This is a genomic window from Haemophilus parainfluenzae, assembly GCF_900638025.1.
GTDB lineage: Bacteria > Pseudomonadota > Gammaproteobacteria > Enterobacterales > Pasteurellaceae > Haemophilus_D > Haemophilus_D parainfluenzae_J.
The window spans coordinates 1,011,579-1,030,839 of sequence record NZ_LR134481.1 but is presented as its reverse complement, the minus strand read 5'-3'; the positions used below and the strand labels follow the sequence as shown (position 1 = coordinate 1,030,839).

Below are 19,261 nucleotides of genomic sequence, written 5' to 3'. Positions count from 1 at the left end.
AAAAAACGTTAATTAAAGTATAAACAGAATGTCAAAACATTCATAAAATTCGCACACCTAAGATGTACTATCTACATGTTCATCTTTTGACTGCAGAATTCGTTGGTAAATTTCCTCTCGGTGAACGGATACTTCTTTAGGTGCTTGTACACCGAGTTTGACTTGATTTCCACGTACACTCAAAACCGTGATAGAAATATCGTCTCCAATAAGAACACTTTCGCCAACTTTTCGAGTTAAGATTAACATCTTTTATCTCCTTAGTTTGCATTTATTAGATATCCCTATCAATCAAGTAAAGATCGGCATCCCACCGACCTGCTTGTACTACAGATTATTGCTTAACCAGTTTTGTGCGACTGTTAATGCTAGGCCCACATTTTCTGGTTGGGAACCACCTGCCATTGCCATATCAGGGCGACCACCGCCTTTCCCACCAACTTGCTGAGCCATTAAATTCACTAGCTCACCAGCCTTCACTTTAGTAGTTAAATCGCTTGTTATGCCAACGACGAGGTTGACTTTATCATCTAAAATAGATGCAAATACAATTACGCCTGAACCAAGTTGATTTTTCAAATCATCAACCATCATACGTAACGATTTAGTTTCAATTCCGTCTAGTTGATGCACGATTACAGAAACATCGTTAATTTTAACCGCACTTTTCACTAAATCGGACCCTGCTTGCATAGCGGCTTTTTCTTTTAATCCCTGTAATTCTTTTTCAGCTTTCTTCGCTTTATCTTGAAGTTGCTGAATTTTCTCTACAAGGGTATTCACGTCAGATTTAAATAAATCTGCACTTTGAGCAAGAATGCGTAGTTGATTATGTAACCAATTCATTGCATTTTCACCTGTTACCGCTTCAATACGACGAATCCCTGCTGCAACTGCAGTTTCCGCCACAATTTTAAATAAGCCGATATCACCGGTACGTTTAGCATGAATGCCACCACAAAGTTCAACGGAGAAATCACCCATTGTTAAAACACGTACCACATCGGCATACTTTTCACCGAATAACGCCATTGCACCTTTCGCTTTTGCCGCTTCGATATCCATCACATCCGTTTGAACCACAAAATTCTCACGCACTTTTTGGTTTACCAACGTTTCAATTTCATTAAGCTGTGCTTTGGTAATCGCTTCCGGATGAGCAAAATCAAAACGTAATGCGGTATCGGATACTAATGATCCTTTTTGCACTACATGGTGACCTAAAACTTGACGCAATGCGGCGTGTAATAAGTGTGTTGCAGAATGGTTAAGTGACGTTTGATGACGTCTTGCTGCATCAACAACCGCATTGACTGTTTGTCCGATTTTTAAACTACCTTGTTCTAACTCACCAATATGACCAAATACTTGACCATATTTTTGAGTATCTTTTACATTAAACTGAATACCTGGAGCGGTTAAATAACCGCTGTCACCAATTTGACCACCTGATTCCGCATAGAATGGGGTATTTTCTAAAATTACGACAGCACTCTGGCCTGCAGTAATACTCTCTACTGATTTACCATCATGGAAAAGTGCGGTCACTTTGGCTAAAGATTCTGATTCAGTATAACCTTCAAATTTCGTTTCACCTTCTACACGAATAACATTGTTGTAATCCATGCCGAATTGGCTTGCAGATTGAGCACGTAAGCGTTGCGCTTCCATTTCACGCTCAAAACCTGCTTCATCAATTGCAATATCACGCTCACGACATACATCTGCCGTTAAATCAAGTGGGAAGCCATAAGTATCATAAAGTTTAAAGGCGACTTCACCTGATAACACGCCATCTTTCACTTGAGCAAGCGCATCGTCTAATAAGCTTAATCCACGCTCTAATGTACGAGCAAATTGCTCTTCTTCTAAACGAAGTAATTTTTCGACATTGGCTTGTTTTTCTTTAACTTCTTTTCCTGCTTCTGCCATGACTTCAATTAAGGTTGGCACAAGTTTATAGAAGAACGCTTCTTTTGCCCCTAACAAGTGACCATGACGTACTGCACGACGAATAATACGACGCAATACATAACCACGACCTTCATTTGATGGAATTACGCCATCTGCAATTAAGTATGCGCAAGAACGAATGTGGTCTGCAATTACGCGTAATGATTTATTAGTTAAATCTGTTGTTCCTACGATTTCTGCCGTTTTCGCAATGAGTTTTTGGAAAATATCGATCTCATAGTTAGAGTTTACATGCTGTAATACCGCAGAAATACGCTCTAACCCCATCCCAGTATCAACCGATGGACGTGGTAATTTTTCCATGGTACCGTCTGCTAGACGGTTAAACTGCATGAATACCACGTTCCAAATTTCGATATAGCGGTCACCATCCTCTTCAGGAGAACCCGGAGGACCACCCCAAATATGATCACCGTGATCGTAGAAAATTTCAGTGCATGGACCACAAGGACCTGTGTCACCCATTGCCCAGAAGTTATCTGATGCATAAGGCGCACCTTTGTTATCGCCGATACGAATAATACGCTCCGCTGGCACACCAACTTCTTTGTGCCAAATATCATAAGCCTCATTATCAGTTTCATACACGGTTACCCATAATTTTTCTTTTGGTAACCCGAGCCATTGTGGAGAGGTTAAGAACTCCCACGCAAAATTAATCGCATCATGTTTGAAATAGTCGCCAAAACTGAAGTTACCGAGCATTTCAAAGAAAGTATGGTGACGCGCCGTATAACCCACGTTTTCTAAGTCATTATGCTTACCACCTGCGCGCACACAACGTTGTGCAGTTGTCGCACGTGAGTAAGGACGTTTATCCATACCAAGGAACACATCTTTAAATTGATTCATCCCAGCATTGGTGAAAAGCAATGTTGGATCATTTTCAGGTACAAGCGAACCGCTTTCGACGACCTGATGCCCTTTGCTATGGAAAAAATCAAGGAATGACTGTCTAATTTCTGCTGTTGTTTTCATTGATAAAACCTTGTGTCTCTATCTCGATCACGATTTATAAAATAAGCTTACTATTCTTGCACATTTTGACCTAGAGAAAAAGGCTTTTTCACTGATCTTAAAAAAGAAAACCGCACTCTACTGCATTAATTGAGAAGTGCGGTTAAAATTTACGTTATTTTAATAGGGCTAAAAATAATTTTTGATCTCTATTCGTCGCGAAGTGGCACAACCAACATATCAATTTTAATGGTATTCATCACCTGGCGTGTTGAAGACATTAATTTACTCCAGAAATCTTGGTGATGGCCTGTCACGAGTAGATCTATATCATACTGTTCAATAGCGTCCGTCAAAACTTGACCTAAATCACCGCTACCGCTCAATTTTTCTTTCACTGGATAACCAGCATGTTCCGCTAAATTAATTAGCGCTTTTTGGGTTTCACTCGAGATTCTATCTTGCATTGATGACATATTGACATCAATTAAACCAGTATAGAGATCCGAGAAGTTTACATCTACATGAATAATGGAAAGTTGCGCATCATTACGTTTTGCAATTCCCACGGCTTTTTTGAGTAGAAATTCACTTTCGTCAGAAAGATCTACCGCAACTAAAACGTGTTTGTACATAATCGACTCCTTACTGATTTGATTGGTCTTTTTTATCTAACAGTATATTAGCACCTTAACTGCACAAAAAACTTGCACTAGATCACAATTTTGAGAATTCTTCTCAATTTTTCATTAAATTTTCAATGTCATCGATTTCTTTTGGTGCCGCTGCGGTCAGATTTTTATTGCCATATTCAGTCATCAGCAAGTTATCCTCAATACGCACACCAATGCCTTTATATTGAGCTGGCACATCCGCCTCTTCTGAAATATAAATACCTGGCTCAACAGTGATGATCATCCCCACTTCAAGCGTGCGGCTACGATCATCATCATAGCGGCCAACATCGTGCACATCCAAGCCAAGCCAATGGCCTAAACCATGCATATAAAATTGACGATAAGCTTTTTCTTCAATCAGCTTATCTACATCCCCTTTCAAGATACCTAAATCCACCAAGCCTTGAGTCTTAATACGAATCACTTCGTCATTCGCCAATTTAATTGAATTTCCTGGCACTAATAGCTCAATCGCGCGTTTTTGTGCTTTTAAGACTAATTCATAAATCTCACGTTGAGGCTGGGTAAATTTACCATTTACAGGGAACGTACGTGTGATATCACCCGCATACATTGCAAACTCACAACCTGCATCAATTAACACTAGATCGCCATCTTTTAATGGTTGATCATTTTCAGTGTAGTGCAAAATACAGGCATTGTCGCCTCCCGCAATAATCGAATTGTAAGACGGGAATCTTGCACCATGACGATTAAATTCATGTAGAATTTCGCTTTCAATTTCATATTCAAAACGATTTGGACGCGTCACTTGCATCGCTTTAATATGTCCAAATGCTGTAATTTGTCCAGCTTGCTGCATTAAGCGAATTTCATTTGGTGATTTAATTAAGCGCATCTCACTTAACATCGGCTGCCAATCAAAAACAGCGTAAAATTTCACCGCACTTTCAGCTATTAATTTATCGCCCCAAGGATGACGATCTGACACATGATAAAGTGCGGTCAATTTTTCCGTTAATTTTGAAAATTCAGTTTTGAAATCATCAATAGAATAGGCTTCATCAACATTGAGTTTTTGTGGTGCGCGCTCAACGCCTAATCGGCGACCATGCCAGGTTTCAAGCAAAGGATCTCGCGGACGAAGAAATACAACTGTCTTTTCCTCATCTTCCGTTTTAATTAATAACAATGCAGCATTTGGCTCATTAAAACCTATTAAATACCAAAAGTAACTGTCTTGACGGAAAGGAAAATCACAGTCGTTATTACGACGTTTTTCAATTTCGGAAAATAGCAACAAGGCAGAATTTGGCTGCATTTGCGCGAATACTTTTTGACGACGTTCAGTAAATTCCTCTTGCGGTAATACCGCCATGTATGCGAGATCCATGTTTCGCTCCTTTTAATGTAATATCGGTTTTATTTCTTGTGCATCATCGTTGAAATGGGTGTAAAACAGCATGGCAATGGTGCGAACATATTCAATAATTTCTTCTAAGGCTTCGGCAAGCTCTTCTTCGTCATCTTCTTCATCATAACCAAGCTGACAAATATCTTGTAAATCATCTACCGCTTCGCCAATTTCACCTTTTTCTTTATCCAATTCTGTCTGAACAAGACCTAAACCCAGTAAAAATTGGTTTGCCCAGTCTGATAAACTGTCTGCACGGGCAAACACGCTCTCATCTTCTGTTAAGTCCAATTCAAAATCAAACCCTTTTACATCCCCTAAGGTTTTACCTATCTGCTCATAGATTTCGGTAATTGGCTGAATTAATGAGGTTGGATAGGCATGGTTATCGTTACTGAATTGATATAAAAGCGGTAACCAGCTTTGATCTTTCAGTCCACCACAAATTAAGCCACTCAAAAAACCATGTAATTCAGTCGCATTAATACCAATACCAGCAGATTTGAGTTGTTGATTAAGTTCAGTTTGGGAAATTGTCATTGTTATACCTATAAAATCATCGAAAACCATTAAAGTGTAGCACCACACAAATAAAAATGCGATCGCATTTCTATAAAGAAAACGATCGCACTTTCTTTCGCAAAGGGGAATTACATCATTCCGCCCATGCCTCCCATACCGCCCATGCCGGCAGCACCTAAATCGGCTTTATCATCTTTTGGAAGATCGGTGACCATACATTCTGTGGTGATCATTAAGCCCGCTACAGAAGCCGCGAATTGTAACGCTGAACGAGTGACTTTAGTTGGATCTAAGATACCCATTTCGATCATATCGCCGTATTGTTCTGTCCCTGCGTTATAACCAAAGTTTCCTTCGCCATTTTTAACCGCACTTGCCACAACTGAAGCTTCTTCACCTGCGTTAGTGACGATTTGACGTAAAGGTGCTTCCATCGCACGTAATGCAAGTTTGATACCCACATTTTGTTCTTCGTTGTCACCTTTTAGGCTTGCTGCAACTTTCGCTGCTGCGCGGACTAATGCAACGCCACCACCAGCAACGATACCTTCTTCAACCGCTGCACGAGTTGCATGTAATGCATCATCCACACGGTCTTTTTTCTCTTTCATTTCAACTTCAGTTGCCGCGCCTACTTTGATTACAGCCACACCGCCAGCTAATTTAGCCACGCGTTCTTGAAGTTTTTCTTTGTCGTAGTCAGAAGTTGATTCTTCAATTTGTTGACGAATTTGAGCCACACGACCTTTGATTTGAGATTCATCACCGATACCATCAATAATGGTTGTGTTATCTTTATTGATAACAACACGTTTTGCTTGACCTAAATCTTCTAATGTCGCTTTTTCAAGTTCCATACCAATTTCTTCAGAAATCACAGTACCCGCTGTTAAAATTGCAATATCTTGTAACATCGCTTTACGACGATCACCAAAGCCTGGCGCTTTCACTGCTGCAACTTTCACGATGCCGCGCATGGTATTCACCACTAAGGTTGCAAGTGCTTCACCTTCGATGTCTTCAGCGATAATTAATAATGGTTTACCCGCTTTTGCCACACCTTCTAATACAGGAAGTAATTCTCGGATATTTGATACTTTTTTATCCACTAAAAGAATGTATGGGTTATCTAATTCAACCGTTGCTGTTTCTGGTTTGTTAATGAAATAAGGTGATAAGTAACCACGATCGAATTGCATCCCTTCCACAACGGCTAATTCATCGTCAAGACCTGTACCGTCTTCTACAGTAATCACGCCTTCTTTACCCACTTTTTCCATTGCTTGAGCAATTAATTGACCCACAATGCTGTCAGAGTTAGCAGAAATTGTCCCAACTTGCTCAATCTCTTTAGAGGTTTCACAAGGTTTAGATAAATTTTTAAGCTCAGAAACAACCGCACTTACCGCTTTATCGATACCGCGTTTTAAATCCATTGGGTTCATACCTGCCGCCACAGCTTTTAAGCCTTCATTTACAATAGCTTGAGCAAGTACTGTCGCAGTTGTTGTACCATCACCGGCTGCATCATTAGCTTTAGAGGCAACCTCTTTCACCATTTGTGCACCCATATTTTCAAATTTATCTTCTAATTCAATTTCACGTGCGACAGATACACCATCTTTGGTGATGGTTGGTGCACCAAATAATTTATCTAAAATGACATTACGACCTTTAGGGCCAAGGGTCACTTTTACTGCATCGGCTAATACATTCACGCCTTTAAGCATTTTTACGCGTGCATCGTTACCAAATTTTACATCTTTTGCTGCCATTTTCTTTTTTCCTTAATTTAAATTATTCCACAATCGCCAAAATATCGTTTTCAGAAATGATTAACACTTCTTCATCATCGATCTTTTCACTTTTTACGCCATAACCATCATTGAAAATGACCGTATCGCCAACTTTTACATCTAAAGGTTGAACGGTACCATTTTCCAAAATACGACCTTTACCCACTGCCAATACTTTCGCACGGGTTGATTTAGTCGCTGCAGAACCGGTTAATACGATACCACCAGCTGAACGGGTTTCGACTTCTTCACGTTTAACGATTACACGATCGTGTAAAGGACGAATATTCATGATTAATTTCCTTCTTAAAAATTTGTAAGTTCGTACCCTATATAAGGAAGATTTTTATGATTTCAAGGGCTGTTATTAAAAAATTTATGACAAAATGTTTTTCCTATTTAGCCATTTTTTACGTAAAATTCAGCCCGTCTTGCATAATAAACAAAACAAGGAATAACAATATGCATTTAACATCAAGAGAACAAGAGAAATTGATGCTTTTTTTAGCCGGTGAGCTTGCGGCAAAACGCAAAGCTCGTGGCGTAAAATTAAATTATCCAGAGGCAATTGCATACATATCAAGCCATTTACAAGAAGCAGCAAGAGATGGCATGAGTGTAGCGGAGTTAATGCACTATGGTGCAACACTTATCACTGTTGAAGATGTAATGGAAGGCGTCGCAAACATGGTTCACGAAGTACAGATCGAAGCAACCTTTCCTGACGGCACAAAGCTCGTTACTGTACCTTATCCAATTAGATAAAAGAAAATCTCCCCCTCTTTAGCAAAGAGGGGGCTTTCCATAAAAATTTTAAAATAGAAGGATTTAAATAAAATGATCCCTGGTGAATATCAATTATCTGAAGGCGATATCATTGCCAATGTTGGCAGAAAAACCGTTACAATCGAAGTAACCAATTCAGGCGACCGTCCAATCCAAGTCGGTTCGCATTACCATTTTTTTGAGACCAATAATGCCCTTAAATTTGACCGCACTTTTGCGCGTGGAATGCGCTTAAATGTGCCATCTGGCAATGCAATACGTTTTGAACCGGGTGAAGTGAAATCCGTAGAATTAGTCGCATTTGGTGGAAAAGAAACCATTTATGGCTTTCATAATCAAATTGATGGCAAATTATAAGGTAGAGAAAAATGTCATTAACAATTTCAAGAGCACAATATGTCGCAACTTATGGTCCAACCGTCGGCGATAGAGTCCGTTTAGGCGATACCAATTTATGGGCAACCATTGAACAAGATTTATTGACCAAAGGTGATGAATGTAAATTTGGTGGCGGTAAAAGTGTACGCGACGGTATGGCGCAAAGCGGTACCGCAACTCGTGATAATCCAAATGTATTGGATTTTGTGATTACCAATGTGATGATCATTGATGCTAAATTAGGCATTATCAAAGCCGATATTGGTATTCGCGATGGGCGTATTGTCGGCATCGGTCAAGCAGGCAACCCTGACACCATGGATAACGTCACGCCAAATATGATTATCGGTGCAAGCACGGAAGTACATAATGGCGCCCATTTAATTGCTACGGCGGGTGGTATTGATACCCACATTCACTTTATTTGTCCGCAACAAGCACAACATGCGATTGAAAGCGGGGTTACCACGTTAATTGGTGGCGGAACAGGCCCTGCTGATGGTACACACGCGACCACTTGCACACCGGGTGCATGGTATATGGAACGCATGTTCCAAGCAGCAGAAGCACTGCCTGTAAACGTAGGTTTTTTTGGTAAAGGAAACTGTTCAACTTTAGATCCGCTACGTGAACAAATTGAAGCGGGTGCATTAGGTTTAAAAATCCATGAAGACTGGGGTGCAACGCCAGCTGTGATTGATTCTGCCTTAAAAGTGGCTGATGAAATGGATATTCAAGTGGCAATTCATACCGACACGCTAAATGAAAGTGGCTTCTTAGAAGATACCATGAAAGCGATTGATGGACGTGTGATTCACACCTTCCATACGGAAGGTGCAGGTGGCGGCCATGCGCCAGATATCATTAAAGCAGCGATGTATCCAAACGTATTACCGGCTTCAACCAACCCGACTCGTCCGTTTACAAAAAACACCATTGATGAACATTTGGATATGTTGATGGTTTGCCATCACTTAGATAAACGTGTACCAGAAGACGTAGCATTCGCTGATAGCCGTATCCGCCCTGAAACCATTGCTGCAGAAGATATTTTGCATGATATGGGCGTGTTCTCGATTATGAGTTCTGACTCTCAAGCGATGGGACGTATTGGCGAGGTAGTGATTCGCACATGGCAAACCGCAGATAAAATGAAAATGCAACGTGGTGAGCTAGGCAATGAAGGAAACGATAACTTCCGTATTAAACGCTACATTGCAAAATACACTATTAACCCGGCAATTGCACACGGTATTGCGGATCATATTGGTTCGTTAGAAGTGGGCAAAATCGCAGATATAGTGTTGTGGAAACCTATGTTCTTTGGGGTAAAACCGGAAGTGGTCATTAAAAAAGGGTTTATTAGCTACGCTAAAATGGGCGATCCAAATGCCTCTATTCCAACACCGCAACCTGTATTCTACCGTCCAATGTATGGTGCACAAGGCTTAGCCACAGCACAAACCGCGGTATTCTTTATTTCACAAGCCGCTGAAAAAGCCGATATTCGTGCAAGATTCGGTTTACACAAAGAAACCATTGCGGTGAAAGACTGCCGCAACGTAGGTAAAAAAGATCTCGTTCACAACAATGCTACGCCTGAAATCACGGTGGATCCAGAACGCTATGAAGTGCGTGTAGATGGTGAGCTCATTACTTGCGAACCTGTGGATACGGTGCCATTAGGACAACGGTATTTCTTGTTCTAATAAAAATACACGCTATTCAATAATAAAGACAGTGCGTGTATAACACGCACTACTTTCGAATTTATAAATATGAAAATCATCAACCCTATTCTGCCTATTATGGATACCGTTTTAGGCGATTTAGCTAGTCTTCAAGCTGAAGGCAAAATTACACATCAAACTATAGAATGTGTAGCATTACATTGGTATGAAAGTGAGCGCAATATTCTGCGTAAAACCACAAATACGGGGCGTGAAGTGGCATTTCGCTTGCTAAAAGAAGGGCAACGTTTAAAACACGATGATGTGGTTTTTATCAGTGATGAATTAGTGATTGCGATTGAAATTTTACCGAGTGAAGTCATTCTACTTTCGCCGAAAACCTTGCCTGAAATGGCTCGCGCTTGTTATGAAATTGGCAATAAACATTCACCGCTCTTTTTAGATGGTGATGAAGTCACGTTGCCTTACGATAAGCCTATGTTTGAATGGTTAGACGCGGCAGGGTTTAACCCACAAAAAGCAGAGCGTCGTTTGAGCCAAGCCTTAAGAGCAAATTCTGCTCAAGGACACGGGCATTCGCATAGCCATACGCACGATCATCATGGCTATCACCATCATGGAGACGGCAATTGGCACCAACATTAAACCGAAGCCTGGCAGATTTAGGCGCATTGTTGCACTTGGTTGACCCCACTTTGCCAATCGGCGGCTTTAACCATTCAAACGGTTTAGAAACCTTTGTTCAGCAAGGCGTTGTTTCGACTAAAGCAAGTCTTGAAGAATATGTTCAAACGCAGTTATTGCAGAACTGGATATATAATGATGGAGCGTATCTTTCCCTCGCATTTGATGCAATGACTGCCAATGATTTTAACCGTTTGTGTGAATTAGACCATTCGTTATCTGCGACCAAAATTGCGCGAGAAAGCCGCGAGGGCAGTTTCAAGCTCGGCGTGCGGTTATTAAAAATTTTTATCCGCTATGAACAACATCCAATGTTGAGCCAATTTCAGCAAGCGATTCAAAATAAAGCCGTGCAAGGCTATTTCCCGATTGTGTTTGCTATGGTGGCGCAAGCGATGGGGCTCAGCAAAGCGGATACCTTGTATGCGTTCTACTACAATGCAGCAGTCAGCACCATTACCAATGGCGTAAAACTCATTCCCCTTAGTCAAATGGACGGGCAAGATATTTTGTTCGATTTACGAGCATCTCTTGTTCAAGCTGTGGAATTAAGTTTAGAACCCGATTTAGATTGGCTGGGTGCTGCAACGCTTGCGAATGATATACGAGCAATGCAACACGAAGTACTTTATACGCGACTTTATATGTCGTAAGTGCGATCATTTTTTATTGAGATTTTACTATCACAGAGGTGCTTATGGGCTTTTTCTGTGATCATCGAAAACGAAAGGAACATTATGCGTAACTACATTAAAATTGGCGTGGCAGGCCCTGTTGGCGCAGGCAAAACTGCCTTAATTGAAAAATTGACTCGTGAAATGGCGAGTCAATATAGCGTGGCAGTGATTACTAACGATATTTACACCCAAGAAGATGCGGAATTTTTAACTAAAAATAGTTTACTTCCGCCAGAGCGAATTATGGGGGTTGAGACAGGTGGTTGCCCACATACGGCAATTCGTGAGGATGCCTCAATGAATTTAGAAGCGGTTGATGAAATGGTGGCGCGTTTTCCTGATGTGGAAATTGTCTTTATTGAATCCGGTGGTGATAACTTATCGGCCACTTTCAGCCCCGATTTAGCAGATGTGACAATTTTCGTGATTGACGTTGCACAAGGTGAAAAAATCCCGCGTAAAGGTGGACCGGGTATTACTCGTTCTGATTTATTAGTGATTAACAAAACAGACCTTGCACCATTCGTTGGTGCGGATTTAAGCGTCATGGAACATGATGCACGCCGTATGCGTAACGGCCAACCGTTTATCTTTACCAACTTAATGAAGAAAGAAAATTTAGACGGTGTGATTGGCTGGATTGAAAAATATGCATTGTTGAAGAACGTAGAAGAGCCGAAAGCATTAGTGAGATAAAGAGTCCTCCCCTCTCTTTTAAAGAGGGGAGTTTTTTACAAATTGAAAAGATTATGAATAGCACCCTCAAACTTTCAACCAAACTTTCCTCAAACGGCAAAACTCAACTTGATGAATACTTTGCGACGCCACCTTTTAAAGTAATGACATTGTCTGCTTACGCCGATTCTTGGGAAAATGGACTTAGCGCAATGCAAATGTCTTCTTCGCCAGGGTTATTAGCTGGGGATCGAGTTGATATTCAAATAAAACTTGCAAAATCGACCGCTCTTTCTTTAAATACTCAGGCTTTCAGTCGTGTTCAGTCGATGAATGAGGACTATTTTGCTCAACAAAATACGTTCATTCAACTTGAAGAGAAGAGCCGTTTATTTTATTTGCCCCACCCATTGGTATTACATAAGGATTCTGCATTCAAACAAAAAACATTCATCAATATGCAATCTGGGAGTACGCTAATTTATGGTGAAACTGTGGCGATTGGACGAGTAGCAAATGATGAACGTTTTGAGTTTCGCCAATTTTCTTCTCATCTGAAAGTTCAGCTTTTGCAAAATAATGGGCAAACTAAACCGCTTGTATTGGATTGTATTCAATGGCAACCAGCACAAATGAAATTGACCGCATTAAGCCAAATGGAGGATTTTTCACATCAAGGCTCATTGGTTTATCTCAATTTGCAGAAAACACCAACTGAAGTTAAACAAATCGTCCAAATACTTCAACAGCAGGAAAGCGAGAAATCACTACTTATTGGCGTTTCTCAATTAAATGAAGGTGGGCTTATTGTTAGAGTACTTGGGCATCGTGCTGAACTCATTCAAAAGCTCTTTGAGAAGATCGGTGAGCAATTAAAATCAGCATAAAATTAATATTGCCAGGTGATCTTCCCCTAAAAAAACTTATGCGAGAAATGAAAATATCTCTCATACTTCTTCTTTAAAATGTGATCAATATCAAATTTATTTTCAGTGTAAATTCCTATAATTACCTCAAATTAATTAACAACCAAAAAAGGTGATTAAAATGACTCAATACAGAAAAGAAGTGGATTTATTAGGTGAACGTGATGTGCCAGCAGATGCGTACTGGGGGATTCATACATTAAGAGCGGTAGAAAATTTCAATATTTCTAACGTAACCATTTCTGACGTGCCTGAGTTTGTACGTGGCATGGTAATGGTGAAAAAAGCAACGGCTTTAGCCAATGGCGAATTAGGGGCAATTCCAAGTGATATTGCAAAAGCGATTGTAGCAGCTTGTGATGAAATCCTTACCACTGGGAAATGCTTAGATCAATTCCCATCAGATGTATATCAAGGTGGTGCAGGTACGTCTGTCAATATGAATACTAATGAAGTGGTTGCTAACCTTGCGCTTGAAAAAATTGGCCATAAAAAAGGCGAATATAACGTGATTAACCCAATGGATCACGTTAATGCAAGCCAATCAACCAATGATGCGTATCCTACCGGTTTCCGTATTGCGGTGTATAACAGCATCCTAAAATTGATCGATAAAATTCAATATTTACACGACGGTTTTGATAATAAAGCAAAAGAGTTTGCGAACATCTTAAAAATGGGTCGTACTCAATTGCAAGATGCAGTGCCAATGACTGTTGGTCAAGAATTTAAAGCTTTCGCCGTATTACTTGAAGAAGAAGTGCGTAACTTAAAACGTACCGCTGAGTTACTCCTTGAAGTAAACCTTGGTGCAACGGCAATCGGTACTGGTTTAAATACGCCACAAGGCTATACAGAATTAGTTGTAAAACACCTTGCTGAAGTGACTGGATTAGCTTGCGTACCGGCAGAAAACTTAATCGAAGCAACATCTGACTGTGGTGCTTATGTCATGGTTCATGGTGCATTAAAACGCACAGCAGTAAAACTTTCTAAAGTATGTAATGACTTACGTTTACTTTCTTCTGGTCCACGTGCTGGTATTAAAGAAATTAACTTACCTGAATTACAAGCTGGCTCTTCTATCATGCCGGCAAAAGTCAACCCAGTTGTTCCAGAAGTGGTGAACCAAGTATGCTTTAAAGTAATTGGTAACGATACAACGGTGACTTTTGCATCTGAAGCAGGTCAGTTACAATTAAACGTAATGGAACCCGTGATTGGTCAAGCAATGTTCGAATCTATTGATATCTTAACGAATGCTTGTGTGAACTTACGTGATAAATGCGTGGATGGCATCACTGTAAACAAAGAAATTTGTGAAAACTACGTATTTAACTCAATCGGTATCGTGACTTACTTAAATCCATTTATCGGTCACCACAACGGCGACTTAGTGGGTAAAATCTGTGCGCAAACAGGCAAAGGCGTACGTGAAGTTGTATTAGAAAAAGGTTTATTAACAGAAGAACAATTAGATGACATTCTTTCTGTAGAAAACTTAATGAATCCAACTTATAAAGCGAAATTAAATAAATAATCTCGCTGAGAGATAAAAAAGAGCGGTCAACTTTGATTTGACTGCTCTTTTTCATTTAAAATGGAAACAGTATTGGCACAATAAAAACAGTGACTAACATAACAATTAAAGTAAAAGGTACGCCTATTTTAATAAAGTCAGCAAATTTATAGCCACCAGGTCCAATTACCATAGTATTCACTGGAGAGGAAACTGGCGTCATAAAAGCAGCTGAAGCGGCAATTGCCACAACCATCGCAAATGGTACTGGAGAAACATTAAGCTGTGTAGCAAGAGAAATCGCAATCGGTGCCATCAAAATTGCTGTAGCCGTGTTCGAAATAAACAATCCAACTAATGCACAAAAAATAAAAAGTACAATCAATACGGGATACATTCCCCATCCATCAATAATTTGGGTCAGCCATTTTACGGCCAATTCAACCCCACCTGTTTTTTGAAGTGCAGTCGAAAATGGCATCATTCCAATAATCAAGATGAGACTTGGCCATTGAATGGAATTGTATGCACTTTTTGCATCAATACATCCAAAATAAGCCAACATTAAACAGGCTATTAATGCTGCAATGACATTTGGAACAACGCCTGAAACCATTAATAATACCATGACCAAAATGGATAGTAAGGCAAACGGTGCTTGGCGCTGAGCAGGCACTGCGCGTTCCATTTCCTTCGGATAATTCAATACCAGAAAATCTTTCCGACGATCGCGCATTGCTTGAATAAGTCGCCAATCACCGATTACCAAAAGCAAATCCCCTGAACAAAATTTTTCTTTATTAAAGGCATCACTCAGTACTACACCATCCCGTTTAATACCAACGACATTTAAGCCATATTTTGTACGAAATTGTAACTCAGCTGTCGTTTTTCCTATACAAATGGAATCTGGTACAATAATCAATTCGGCCATTCCAATAGAACGTGCTTGCTGATCAAAAGACTGCGATTTAATTTCAGCAGGCTCTAAATGAAATTCTTGGCAAAATAGGGAAAAATTGAAATCAGAGCGTTCCAAATTGACCATAAGAATATCTTTTGCCTTTATCTCTGACGTGCCAAGTGGCATAGTATAGCTTGGACGAAAGTGTTTCCATCGTTCAATCGCTAGCACATTGAGTTGATAGCTAGAACGCAAATGCAATTGATCTAAGGTTTTACCAACGAAAGGTGACATACTTTTCACAACTAAACGCTTGGTGCGATCTTTCAAACCATATTCATCAATTAACTCACTCATGGAACTTTGTTTGGTCTCTTGATTACTATTATCATTACGAACAGAAAGCCATCGACGAATAATGAGCATATAACCTATGCCAAGTACTAATATCAACACGCCAATCGGAGTGAAATCAAAAAACTCAAACCGAAGATGAGTCTCTTTAACTAACTCTGCATTCACGACAAGATTAGGGGCTGTTGCAATTAATGTCATCATCCCGCTGATTAACCCAGCCACACTTAATGGCATCATTAATCGTTTTGGTGAAATGTTCATTTGTCGACAAATCATGATAACAACAGGAATAAACACGGCAACTACGCCCGTTGAACTCATAAATGCCCCCAATCCAGCCACAGAAAGCATTAGCAAAATAAGCACCTTAGCTTCACTATTTCCTGCCACTTTCAAAATACCATCGCTTACATGATAAGCGATCCCTGTTCGGACTAAACTCTCACCCACAATGAAGAGTAAGGCGATTAATATAATATTAGGATCACTAAAGCCTACGAAAATCTCTTGGGTACTCAGAATTCCGCTTAGATAAAAAAAGAGCATCACCAATAATGCCACCACATCCATACGAATTTTATTATGCACGAATAAAATAATAGCAGCCATAAGCAACATTAATGTCAAAAATAATGGACTTACCCAAAGTGCATCATCAAAAATGGTATTCATACTCTATCCTTTAATCTTATAATCTTCTTTCTAATTACTTTTCTATACCTAACGCTTTCTTTACAGGAGAAAAACTACGACGATACTCGGGTAAAGGACCAAGCTCCGCTAATTTTTCTAAATGTAATTTGGTAGGGTAACCTTTATGTTGAGCAAAGGCATATTTAGGATACTTCTTATCTAATTCTTCCATTTCCTGATCTCGTGCGACTTTTGCCAAAATAGAAGCAGCGCTAATTTCAGCCACAAGTGAATCCCCTTTCACCACGGCTTGAGCTGGCAAACCTAGATTAGGCGGAATACGATTACCATCCACCAACACAAAGTGCGGTTGAATTTTTAAGGCTTTTACGGCCCGTTCCATTGCTAGCATAGAGGCATGCAGAATATTCAGTTCATCGATCTCTGCTGGCTCTGCTCGCCCCATTGCCCAAGCTAAGGCCTTCTCTTTAATTTCTGCTGCGAGTGCAAGACGTTTTTTCTCGCTGAGCTTTTTTGAATCCGCCAAACCAGCAATCGGCTTATTCGGATCTAAGATCACTGCAGCCGTTACAACTGCACCCACTAAAGGGCCACGGCCAACTTCATCCACTCCTGCAAATAATTGATAACCTTCAGGATAAACAAAATCAGTCATGTCTTTGCTCCAATAAATCAATCACAGCTTGTGCGGCTTGGCTATCCGCATCACATTGAATTAATTTGTGTAATTCAGTAAAACGTTGAATTAAAATACTGCGAGATTTGACCGCACTTTCATCATCACCCAAATACTGAGAAAGTTGTTCTGCTAATTTTTGTGGTTCGCAATCTTCTTGAATCATTTCTGGTACTAACATTTCATCCGCTAACAAATTAGGTAATGAAATATATTTTGTTTTGACCAATCGTTTTGCCAAAAAATGTGTGAAAGGTTTCATTCGATACCCCACCACCATTGGCGATTTACACAACATCGCTTCAAGTGCAGCGGTACCTGAAGCTAGTAAAGTTGCTTCGGCAGCAATCATCACTTGGCGTGCTTTACCATCAATTAAATGCATATCGAGATCAGGTGCAATCTGAGCCTTTATTTCCTCAAATTGCTGGCGACGCTTTTCATTCACCAAAGGGACTAAAAACTGCAAGTCTGGATATTTTTCTTTTAATAACAAAGCAGTTTTTAAAAATGGCTCAGTAAGGAAGCCCACTTCACTACCTCTACTCCCTACTAAAATAGCAAGGTAACGTCCTTTTTCATCAATACCTAAAGTCTGGCAAGCTTCTGTACGATTTGGTTTTAATGGAATCGCATCTGCCATGGTATGGCCAATAAAACGGCAAGGCACATTAAAACGATCATAAAAAGCTTTTTCAAAAGGAAGAAAAGCCAATACTTGATGAGTTGCTTTGGCAATTTTGTAGATACGATTTTGACGCCAAGCCCATACAGATGGACTCACGTAATGAATGGTTTTAATCCCTTTTTCTTTTAATTTTAGTTCAACGGTAAGATTAAAATCCGGTGCATCAATACCGATAAATACATCCGGTTTAATAGCAGAAAGTTGTTCGATAACACTGCGACGAATTTTAAGCAATCGAGGTAAATGTTTAAGTACTTCTACTAGCCCCATGACAGAGAGCTCTTCCATATCAAAAAAGCTTTCAAAACCTTGAGCAATCATTCGCTCACCACCAATCCCGACAAATTTAGCTTGCGGATAGTGGCGTTTAAGCGCTTGAATGAGACCTGCACCAAGAATATCACCAGACACTTCACCGGCAACAATTGCAATAGTCGGATTTTCTTTTATCATCAAATTTATCCTAAAAAACGACCGCACTTTGAACAAATCATAGTGCGGTCTCTTTGTTATTCATCATTTTCTCTTAACGAGAAAAGAAACGTTAATTAACGAATAATGCCACGGGTAGAACGTTTGAAGAACTCCACAAAGAAACTAATTGCAGATTCAGTTTGTGCAATTTGTTCAATTTCCGGCAATACTTCTTCAAGGGTTTTACCGCTACGGTAAATCATTTTATAAACATTACGGATAGCATGCATGGTTGGTTTATCAAAACCACGACGTTTTAATCCTTCAAGGTTTACACCGAAAGGCTGCGCATGGTTACCTTGAGCCATCACATAAGGCGGCACATCTTGGCTAACCATAGAGCCACCACCTAACATTACGTGCGCACCAACGATTACAAATTGATGGATCGCAGACATGCCACCAACAATCACAAAATCATCTAATTCAACGTGCCCCGCAAGGGTTGCATTGTTTGCTAAAATACAGTTATTTTTTATTTGACAATCGTGGGCAACGTGGACGTTGATCATCAATAAGTTGTTGTTACCAATACGTGTTACACCACCACCTTGGATTGTGCCGCGGTGAATCGTCACATGTTCTCGAATAAGGTTGCCATTACCAATAATGGTTTTAGTTGCTTCGCCTTTATATTTTAAATCTTGGTTGACTTCACCGATGCTGGCGAATTGATAAATCTGGTTATCCTCACCAATCACGGTGTCGCCTTTCACGACAATATGAGAATTTAAAACGGTACGCGCTTTAATCTCAACGCTCCCTTCAATAATACAGAAAGGACCGATAACAACGTCTTCGCCAATAACTGCGCCATCAGCAACAAGCGCGGTTGGGTGAATTTTTGCACTTGGGTGGATCATACTTACCC

At 40.1% G+C, this 19,261-nt stretch carries 19 protein-coding genes; 8 read left to right on the top strand and 11 right to left on the bottom strand.

What is annotated here, in order from left to right; translation table 11 throughout:
- Positions 1-57 precede the first annotated feature (57 nt).
- The 7 genes from csrA to EL215_RS05200 all read right to left on the bottom strand — a co-directional run bounded on the left by csrA (position 58) and on the right by EL215_RS05200 (position 7,593).
- Entirely contained in the window at positions 58-249 is a 192-nt protein-coding gene (gene csrA, locus EL215_RS05230) for a carbon storage regulator CsrA (protein ID WP_049356364.1), read from the bottom strand.
- Positions 250-327: 78 nt separating this feature from the next.
- Positions 328-2,952 (bottom strand): alanine--tRNA ligase, encoded by a 2,625-nt coding sequence (alaS, locus tag EL215_RS05225; protein ID WP_049356362.1) that lies wholly within the window; start codon positions 2,950-2,952, stop codon positions 328-330.
- 188 nt (positions 2,953-3,140) lie between these two features.
- On the bottom strand, positions 3,141-3,566 hold the full coding sequence (uspA, locus tag EL215_RS05220; protein ID WP_126470671.1) for a universal stress protein UspA: 426 nt from the start codon (positions 3,564-3,566) through the stop codon (positions 3,141-3,143).
- A 103-nt stretch (positions 3,567-3,669) separates the two neighbouring features.
- Positions 3,670-4,962 carry a Xaa-Pro aminopeptidase gene (pepP, locus tag EL215_RS05215; protein ID WP_126470669.1) on the bottom strand — a complete coding sequence of 431 codons (1,293 nt, stop codon included), beginning with the start codon at positions 4,960-4,962 and terminating at the stop codon, positions 3,670-3,672.
- Between the two features lie 12 nt (positions 4,963-4,974).
- Positions 4,975-5,523, bottom strand: coding sequence for a YecA/YgfB family protein (locus EL215_RS05210; protein ID WP_126470667.1), 549 nt, complete (start codon positions 5,521-5,523; stop codon positions 4,975-4,977).
- Positions 5,524-5,633: 110 nt separating this feature from the next.
- On the bottom strand, positions 5,634-7,280 hold the full coding sequence (groL, locus tag EL215_RS05205; protein ID WP_126470665.1) for a chaperonin GroEL: 1,647 nt from the start codon (positions 7,278-7,280) through the stop codon (positions 5,634-5,636).
- A 22-nt stretch (positions 7,281-7,302) separates the two neighbouring features.
- A complete protein-coding gene (locus EL215_RS05200) occupies positions 7,303-7,593 on the bottom strand; it encodes a co-chaperone GroES (protein ID WP_126470663.1) in 291 nt (96 codons plus the stop codon).
- A gap of 170 nt (positions 7,594-7,763) precedes the next feature.
- Here EL215_RS05200 and ureA point away from each other — a divergent pair, with 170 nt between their 5' ends.
- From ureA to aspA, 8 genes are all read left to right on the top strand, one after another.
- Entirely contained in the window at positions 7,764-8,066 is a 303-nt protein-coding gene (gene ureA / locus EL215_RS05195; RefSeq protein ID WP_126470661.1) for an urease subunit gamma, read from the top strand.
- Between the two features lie 72 nt (positions 8,067-8,138).
- Complete coding sequence (ureB, locus tag EL215_RS05190; RefSeq protein ID WP_126470659.1) at positions 8,139-8,444, top strand: urease subunit beta; 306 nt, start codon at positions 8,139-8,141, stop codon at positions 8,442-8,444.
- Positions 8,445-8,455: 11 nt separating this feature from the next.
- Entirely contained in the window at positions 8,456-10,174 is a 1,719-nt protein-coding gene (ureC, locus tag EL215_RS05185; RefSeq protein ID WP_126470657.1) for an urease subunit alpha, read from the top strand.
- Positions 10,175-10,243: 69 nt separating this feature from the next.
- Entirely contained in the window at positions 10,244-10,801 is a 558-nt protein-coding gene (gene ureE / locus EL215_RS05180; protein WP_126470655.1) for an urease accessory protein UreE, read from the top strand.
- A complete protein-coding gene (locus EL215_RS05175) occupies positions 10,786-11,493 on the top strand; it encodes an urease accessory protein UreF (RefSeq protein WP_126470653.1) in 708 nt (235 codons plus the stop codon). Before ureE ends, EL215_RS05175 begins: the two co-directional genes overlap by 16 nt.
- Before the next feature lie 84 nt (positions 11,494-11,577).
- On the top strand, positions 11,578-12,213 hold the full coding sequence (gene ureG / locus EL215_RS05170; protein ID WP_126470651.1) for an urease accessory protein UreG: 636 nt from the start codon (positions 11,578-11,580) through the stop codon (positions 12,211-12,213).
- A 53-nt stretch (positions 12,214-12,266) separates the two neighbouring features.
- Positions 12,267-13,079 (top strand): urease accessory protein UreD, encoded by an 813-nt coding sequence (locus EL215_RS05165; protein ID WP_126470649.1) that lies wholly within the window; start codon positions 12,267-12,269, stop codon positions 13,077-13,079.
- 160 nt (positions 13,080-13,239) lie between these two features.
- On the top strand, positions 13,240-14,658 hold the full coding sequence (aspA, locus tag EL215_RS05160; protein WP_049356345.1) for an aspartate ammonia-lyase: 1,419 nt from the start codon (positions 13,240-13,242) through the stop codon (positions 14,656-14,658).
- Positions 14,659-14,713: 55 nt separating this feature from the next.
- Here the strand turns inward: aspA and EL215_RS05155 are convergent, their stop codons facing one another.
- The 4 genes from EL215_RS05155 to lpxA all read right to left on the bottom strand — a co-directional run bounded on the left by EL215_RS05155 (position 14,714) and on the right by lpxA (position 19,253).
- Positions 14,714-16,570: an SLC13 family permease gene (locus EL215_RS05155; protein ID WP_126470647.1), complete on the bottom strand. Its 1,857-nt coding sequence runs from the start codon at positions 16,568-16,570 to the stop codon at positions 14,714-14,716.
- Positions 16,571-16,604: 34 nt separating this feature from the next.
- Positions 16,605-17,207: a ribonuclease HII gene (gene rnhB, locus EL215_RS05150; protein ID WP_126470645.1), complete on the bottom strand. Its 603-nt coding sequence runs from the start codon at positions 17,205-17,207 to the stop codon at positions 16,605-16,607.
- The gene (lpxB, locus tag EL215_RS05145; RefSeq protein ID WP_126470643.1) at positions 17,200-18,369 is read right to left on the bottom strand and encodes a lipid-A-disaccharide synthase; all 1,170 of its coding nucleotides are present in this window, start codon (positions 18,367-18,369) and stop codon (positions 17,200-17,202) included. The genes rnhB and lpxB overlap by 8 nt, the downstream gene beginning before the upstream one ends.
- 95 nt (positions 18,370-18,464) lie before the next feature.
- A complete protein-coding gene (lpxA, locus tag EL215_RS05140) occupies positions 18,465-19,253 on the bottom strand; it encodes an acyl-ACP--UDP-N-acetylglucosamine O-acyltransferase (RefSeq protein ID WP_049381727.1) in 789 nt (262 codons plus the stop codon).
- Positions 19,254-19,261: the final 8 nt, after the last annotated feature.